Genomic DNA, 7111 nt, shown 5'->3' with positions numbered 1-7111 from the left:
TGCATTAACACGGGTTTCCAGTACGACTGTTTCAGACGGAAGTGAGGATGCGAGGGCGTCAATTAGGGACTGGATTCCACCGGCCAGTCGCACCGACCTCTCAACTGCGCCTTCTGGCAAAACATGACGCTGTACCTGCCCGGCCTGCGATTGTTCAAAAAGCATCGCTCCTGCGGTATGCTGTTCAATGGTGGGCAATCCAAGCTCTTTCACCAATTTGGCGATGGCAGGTTCGTGATTTGGCCAGAACCAGGTTGGGCCCAAATCAAACCGGCCAATCTCCGGCCTGTCTTTGTCTGCCATGCTCAAAACCCTGCCCCCAATCCGGCTACGCGCCTCCAGGACCCTGCAGCCTATGCCTTTTGATTGCAGCAAAGAGGCAGCACGAAGACCTGATAGGCCAGCCCCGACAATCACAACCGGTTCTTTCATCTCGTTTCCTCCATTCATTAACAATTCGTTTCCAGCACAAGACCTGGTTCTAACATTTCTCCCGCTTTTTCCGGAATCACTGTCCATGATCAAGCAAGACTTAAAGTTCAATCTGTTTAATAACTCTCGCTGGATTGCCGCCAACGACAACGTTATCCGGCACATCCTTCGTAACGACTGCTCCTGATGCAATCACGACATTGTCGCCCACTGTTACCCCCGGGTTTATGATTGCACTTCCGCCAATCCAGACATTGTTTCCAAATGTAATCGGCTTGGCATATTCTCTGCCTGAATTCCGTTCAGTTGGATTAAGTGGATGTGTTGCTGTATAAATCTGTACGCCAGGTGCTAGCATGCAATTATCGCCAAAGCGGACTTCACAAACATCCAGTATGGTACAATCGAAATTCGCAAAAAAGTTCTCTCCCACATGGGTGTTATAGCCGTAATCAAAGCGGATATTCGGCTCCATAACGACGGTTTCTCCAGTCGAACCGAGTAATTCCTTTAAAATCCGTGTCCGTTTTTCCCCTTCCGTTTCCAATGTTTGATTATATATTCTAACTTTTCGTCTAGCTTCCTCACGTTCCTTAACTAATAATGGGTCAGCAGGATTGTACATTTCCCCAGTCAACATCTTCTCTTTTTCCGTATTCATTCTGATGCCCTACTTTCTAATGAAATATAGTGGACGATAAAAAATGGAAACAAAGGAGGTCCCTGTGCTTCCATATTATCAATAGTAATGGAACTTATAAAATTATAGTTCATCAAATCCGTTTTCATCAGATGTTTTCGTGTACTGTCTGGATTTTTGCTCAAAGAAATCGGTCTTTCCAAGGTCCACTTCCTGATAGGCGATGATCCATCTTAACGGATTGGTTCGATATCCTTCGAATGGAGCAGTAAAGCCGAGCTGCTCTGCACGCTTGTTTGCCATGAACTTAATATAGGCTTCCAGGTCTGTCATAAGCAAGCCATCAATCTCGTTGCCGATAATATACTCCGCCCACTCAATCTCCAGCCTTGCAGCTTCCCGGAAAGCTGCCGTTCCAAATTCTCTCAGTGATTCTGTGTCGTAATCAGGATTCTCACGCAGAATCTCTTTGAAAATCTTTTCGAATAACCCTACATGCAGTTGTTCGTCACGGTTGATGTAGTTAATCATCGTGCTGGTGCCGACCATTTTCTGGTTCCGCGCAAGGTTATAAAAGAAGGCGAAGCCCGAGTAGAAAAACAGGCCTTCTAGGATGACATCATAGACAATGGAGTGTAATAAATTTTCGATGCCCGGGTTTTCCGCGAAACCTTTATAACCATCCGTAATAAATTCATTTCGCTTGCGCAGGATTGGTTCTGTCCTCCAATAGTCGAACACTTCCTCCTGCTTCGATTTTGAGACGATACTTGACAGCACATAGCTGTAGGAATGGTTATGGATCACTTCCTGCTGAGCCAAAATGATCATCAGCGCATTTAAACTGGAGTCGGTCAGATAATCAGCAACCTTCCCGGCATAGTCCGTTTGAATGCTGTCGAGCAGTGCCAGGAGCCCAATGATTTTTAAAAAGGCATCCTTTTCTTTTTCGGAAAGCATCGAAAATTGCTTAATATCCTTGGACATATTGATCTCAAAAGGGGTCCAGAAATTGCCGAGCATTCTCTTGTATTTTGGATACGCCCAGGGAAAGCGGACATCATCCCAATTCAGTATATTGGAACTCTGCCCATTTATAATTCCAGTCGAAGCGTTAGGAGCACCGACGTCCACAAGTATTCTTTTCGTCAATTGTGTCATTGTTTTTCGTCCCTTCCTCTTAACTATGGCAGCTTTCACATTCATCAAAATTACTGCTTGATGTAGAGCGGACATAATAAGTGGTTTTCAAACCTGATTTCCAGGCATCCATATGCAGATCCAGCAGCGCTTTTGCCTTAATTGTGTTTGTCACGTAAAAATTGAATGAAATCGATTGGTCGATATGGCGCTGGCGGCGCGCATTCTGCCTGATGCTCCAGTGCTGGTCAACGTTATAGGCTGTCTTATAGAACCACATCGTTTCGGCTGATAGGTCTGGTGCAGTCACCGGAATCTTGTAATCTTTCTTCTCCTCTGAATATTCAAGCCTGAAAATCGGGTCAATGCTAGCCGTTGATCCCGCAAGAATCGAGGTTGAAGAATTAGGGGCCACTGCCATGAGATAGCCGCTCCTGATCCCGTTCCGTTTTACTTCCTCGGCCAGAATCCTCCATCCTTCACCAGTGTATTGTCTTTTTTCGAAAAACTGTCCAGTACTCCAATCGGAACCTTCGAAATAAGGATATGCCCCTTTTTCTTTTGCCAGCTCGAGGCTAGCTTTGATTGTTAAAAAAGCAATATTTCCATAGAGACGATCACAATATTCAACCGCTTCTTCGCTTTCCCATTTGATTCCTTTTAGAGCCAGCAGATGATGCCAGCCGAATGTTCCCAGCCCGATTCCTCTGTAGTTCTTGTTGGTTATTTGCGCCTGCAACACAGGGATTCCGTTGATATCAATGACATTATCCAGCATCCTGACCTGGATATTGATCACTCTCTCAAGCACATCATCCATCACACTTTTCGCTAAAGAGATCGAGGACAAGTTGCAGACGACAAAGTCACCCGGCTTTTTATAGATTAAAATCTTTCCATCCTCAACCTTCTCCTCTTCAAGGAGGGTGGGGCTCATGTTTTGCGTGATTTCCGTGCAAAGATTGCTGCAGTAGATCATCCCTTTATGGTGGTTGGCATTCATCCTGTTAACCTGATCCCTGTAAAACATGTACGGAGTGCCGGTTTCAAGCTGGGAGATCATGATTGATTTAAAGATTTCGATGGCAGGGACCACCTCATGTGACAAAGCAGGATGGTAGACACACTCCCAATATTTTTCACGGAAGGAGCCTGCCCCCTTTTCCTCATCGAAATAATCTTCAAGGGAAAAACCCATGACACTCCTTACTTCATGAGGGTCGAACAGATACCAGTCCCCTCGTTTTTCGACTTGCTCCATAAATAAATCTGGGATACAGATGCCAGTGAATAAATCATGTGTCCGCTGGCGCTCATCGCCATTATTGAGCTTCGCATCAAGGAATGGGAAAATATCCTTGTGCCACACATCGAGGTAAACAGCGATTGCCCCTTGCCGCTGCCCTAATTGGTCAACAGAAACGGCGGTGTTATTTAGTTGTTTCATCCAGGGGATGACTCCGGAACTGACCCCTTTAAAACCTTTAATATCGCTGCCTCGGCTTCTGATTTTACCCAGATAAACACCAATGCCCCCGCCATTCTTGCTTAAGGTGGAGATATCTGTATTACAATCGTATATACTTCTTAAATCATCAGCGACTGTATCAATAAAGCAGCTCGATAATTGGCCATAGCTTTTGCCGGCATTCGCGAGCGTCGGTGTCGCCACAGTCATATAAAGGTTAGAGAGCGCCCAGTAAGCCTCCTTCACTAATTCAAGCCGCTTTTCTTTCGGTTCTTCAGCGAGCAATGTCATGGCAATCATCATGAATCGCTCCTGGGGAAGTTCAGCGTAATCACCATTTTGCGAGCGTGCCAGGTACCTTTCCGCCATGGTCACCAGGCCTATGTAAGTAAACAGCTTGTCTCTCTCCGGATCAATGACTTTTTCAAGATGTTCGATTTCTTCCCGGGAGTAGGACTTTAATATCCCGCCGTCATAAATGCCAATATCTATTAATCTATTAATGAGCTCATAGAAAGAACCATAACAAGTCTCTTTCCCACTTTGTCTGAAACCTGCGCTAAGCTTGTATAATTTCTTTAGGTAAAAACGGGCTGCCACATATGTCCATTCAGGTTCGTTCCGGCCGATTCGTTCAACTGCGGTCAAAATCAGCATGTTCCGGACCTGGTCATCCGTCATATTCTTCACTTGCAGGGCATGCTCCACCTTTTCTTTGAATGGTTGAAAATCTAATTTAGGAAACGACCGCTCTATTTCTGCGATAAGCTTGGCTACATTTTCACCCTTTACTTGGATACTCATTGAACATTCCTCCAACTTGGTTACTTTTTCTCATTTCCAGCCTGCGCTGCCTTCTCATATCGGCAGTCTTGAACATCTCCCGCTCTCCCTCATTCTCTGAAATCACCCTTGCCACGGGAACCGGTTTTCCACTCTCATCCTTTGCAACCATGGTAAGGATCGAGGTGGTCGTCAATGTTTTCCTGCCAGTTTTAAAGTTTTCACTTTCCACTTTCACGAACACTTCCATAGACGTCCTGCCTGTTGAAATGACGACAGCTTCAAGTGTTAAAATATCGCCTACTACAGCAGAAGATAAAAAGTTCACCGAATCAATTGAGGCTGTGACGACAACATTCCGGCTGTGTTTCATTGCAGCAATCGCGGCAATTTCATCAATATAGGACAGTACCGTTCCGCCAAAAATCGTTCCAAGATGGTTTGTATCAGGAGGCAAAACCAGACGGTTCTGGCAAGTCCTTGATACATTTGATGATAATCCTTCCATTCCTGACTCCTCTCTGAAAACCTCCCTGAAAAATGAGAAAAACCCATCTCGAAAGATGGGTTTAAGTAACGTTGATCTATTATCGGCTCATATGAAGCAGCAAAACAAGCATGAGTCTACCAATTGATCCCCGTAATACCTTCCCAATTCCCGAAGAAGATAACACGAATAAATATGGCAGGTCTCCTGACTTGTGCTTCACCCTACTTTAAGGCCTTCCCATCTATTTGTTAGACAGTGGTTCTTCCTTATTTCGTCAGCACTTACAGTTGCGGGAACAGTTCTGGATTCACACCAGATTCCCTATTAAGTCTTGTTCAGACACCATACTTACCGGTAATTTCAATATTTAGTTATAAAAGTATCTATCTAACACAATATATCGTGTTATGAATTGATAGTAAATCATCTTTCTGGCTTTTTCAACTATTTTTAACTCGTAGTGAGGACCCTTTCTTCAAGACGATTAGCTCATTTGTTGAGCAAAAAAAATGGAAGCAGGGGGCCGTTCCCTGCTTCCGGCCTATATTATGATGCTTTTTTGATTTCGATAACTTTTCCTTCATGACGCCATTTCTTGAATTCTACTGCAGCTGTGAATAAAACGTCTGTTGATGAATTAAGGGCTGTCTCAAAAGAATCCTGTAAAACACCGATGATAAAACCTACTGCAACTACCTGCATGGCGACATCATTCGGGATGCCGAACAAGCTGGATGCGAGCGGGATCAGCAGCAGGGAACCGCCGGCAACACCTGAAGCACCAGCAGCGCTGATGGCTGCCATAACACTTAGAAGAATGGCAGTAGGAATATCCACTTGGATGCCAAGTGTATGGACAGCAGCCAGGGTCATTACAGAGATCGTTACGGCAGCTCCAGCCATATTGATGGTTGCACCTAATGGAATGGAAACAGAATATGAATCCTTGTCCAGGCCTAAATCTTCACATATTTTAATATTAACAGGGATGTTTGAAGCGGAACTGCGAGTAAAGAACGCAGTAATTCCACTCTCTTTCAAACATTTAAATACCAGCGGATATGGATTTTGCCTGATCATGGTGAACACAATAAGCGGATTGACTACAAGGGCGACGACAAGCATGCAGCCAATCAGAACGGCAAGCAGCTTTCCATAGCCAAGCAAAGAACTAAGTCCGTTTGTTGTAATCGATTCAAATACAAGGCCCATGATGCCAAGTGGAGCAAATTTTATCACCCAAGTGACGATTTTGGACATGGCATCGGATAAATTGCCAATCACTGTTTTGGTTGAATCAGCCGCATTCTTCAGAGCAAGGCCGACTAAGACTGCCCAGGCTAAGATACCGATATAATTGGCATTCATAATAGCATTAACCGGATTATCAACAATGTTAAGCAATACGGTTTTAAGAACCTCAACTACACTTCCAGGGGGCGTCAAGCCTTCAGCGCCAGCTGTAAGTTTCAAGCTTACCGGGAACATAAAACTAGCAATGACCGCAATAAGCCCGGCTGCAAATGTTCCTATCAGATATAAAGAAATAATCGTTTTCATGTTTGTTTTCTGTCCGCGTTTATGCTGGGCAATCGCCGACATAACCAGGAATAATACCAATACAGGAGCAACTGCTTTCAGGGCACTTACAAATAAAGACCCTAAAATTGCAACCGGCTTAGCAACTTCCGGGATTGTTAAAGCAAGGATAATACCAATTAACATACCCACAATGATCTGTTTCACCAGGCTTACTTGATTCAACTTCTTCAGTAAATCTTTCATCGTCATCTCCCCCACCAGTAAGTTCTCTTAAATTTAGCGTTGGTTTTTTCACGAGGTCAACAAAATCTATCAACCTTTAATGTCCTCGCTACAAACACAACTGTTCGTGTACTATGTATTATAGATGCTGAAAAATTATATTACAATATAAAGATAGGAAAATATAAAAATTTCAATTATCTAAATACTCAATCATCATACCCTGAATTTACTCCAATTGTTAATAGATAATTCTTCCCAAGAATAGGTCCCTTTTTAAAAAGAATAGACTCAGTCTATTGATATCCAATCAAGGTCACCCACTATACCGATTGAAAAATGCAGGGGATAGTGGTTTTTCAGGTAGTGCAGCGGCACCCCTTTTACCCAAATG

6 protein-coding genes and 1 riboswitch are annotated in these 7111 nt (G+C 44.0%); all 6 genes read right to left on the bottom strand.

The genetic code is table 11. The features are described 5' to 3' along the window. Positions 1–432, bottom strand: a 432-nt coding sequence (locus ACH0QE_RS05745) for an FAD-dependent oxidoreductase (RefSeq protein ID WP_415799738.1), incomplete at its 3' end; no start/stop codon positions are given. A gap of 100 nt (positions 433–532) precedes the next feature. After that, positions 533–1093, bottom strand: coding sequence for a sugar O-acetyltransferase (locus ACH0QE_RS05740; protein ID WP_415799736.1), 561 nt, complete (start codon positions 1091–1093; stop codon positions 533–535). A 102-nt stretch (positions 1094–1195) separates the two neighbouring features. Beyond that, positions 1196–2233, bottom strand: a complete 1038-nt coding sequence (locus ACH0QE_RS05735; RefSeq protein ID WP_415799735.1) for a ribonucleotide-diphosphate reductase subunit beta — start codon at positions 2231–2233, stop codon at positions 1196–1198. A gap of 19 nt (positions 2234–2252) precedes the next feature. Continuing rightward, positions 2253–4484, bottom strand: coding sequence for a ribonucleoside-diphosphate reductase subunit alpha (locus tag ACH0QE_RS05730; protein ID WP_415799733.1), 2232 nt, complete (start codon positions 4482–4484; stop codon positions 2253–2255). Beyond that, complete coding sequence (locus ACH0QE_RS05725) at positions 4462–4971, bottom strand: acyl-CoA thioesterase (RefSeq protein ID WP_415799732.1); 510 nt, start codon at positions 4969–4971, stop codon at positions 4462–4464. Before ACH0QE_RS05725 ends, ACH0QE_RS05730 begins: the two co-directional genes overlap by 23 nt. A 159-nt stretch (positions 4972–5130) precedes the next feature. Next, positions 5131–5315: riboswitch (cobalamin riboswitch) on the bottom strand. A 184-nt stretch (positions 5316–5499) separates the two neighbouring features. Next, entirely contained in the window at positions 5500–6738 is a 1239-nt protein-coding gene (gene sstT, locus ACH0QE_RS05720) for a serine/threonine transporter SstT (RefSeq protein WP_415799731.1), read from the bottom strand. Positions 6739–7111 lie beyond the last annotated feature (373 nt).

Origin of the sequence: Mesobacillus sp. (assembly GCF_047739415.1) — a bacterium.
GTDB lineage: Bacteria > Bacillota > Bacilli > Bacillales > Cytobacillaceae > Mesobacillus.
This window is presented reverse-complemented; position numbering and strand designations above follow the sequence as displayed.

Bases quoted from the DNA above. Each gene is read 5' to 3' on its own strand.
- ACH0QE_RS05740 (WP_415799736.1), bottom strand. From the start codon at position 1,093: ATGAATACGGAAAAAGAGAAGATGTTGACTGGGGAAATGTACAATCCT.
- ACH0QE_RS05730 (WP_415799733.1), bottom strand. From the start codon at position 4,484: ATGAGTATCCAAGTAAAGGGTGAAAATGTAGCCAAGCTTATCGCAGAA.
- ACH0QE_RS05725 (WP_415799732.1), bottom strand. From the start codon at position 4,971: ATGGAAGGATTATCATCAAATGTATCAAGGACTTGCCAGAACCGTCTG.
- ACH0QE_RS05735 (WP_415799735.1), bottom strand. From the start codon at position 2,233: ATGACACAATTGACGAAAAGAATACTTGTGGACGTCGGTGCTCCTAAC.
- sstT (WP_415799731.1), bottom strand. From the start codon at position 6,738: ATGAAAGATTTACTGAAGAAGTTGAATCAAGTAAGCCTGGTGAAACAG.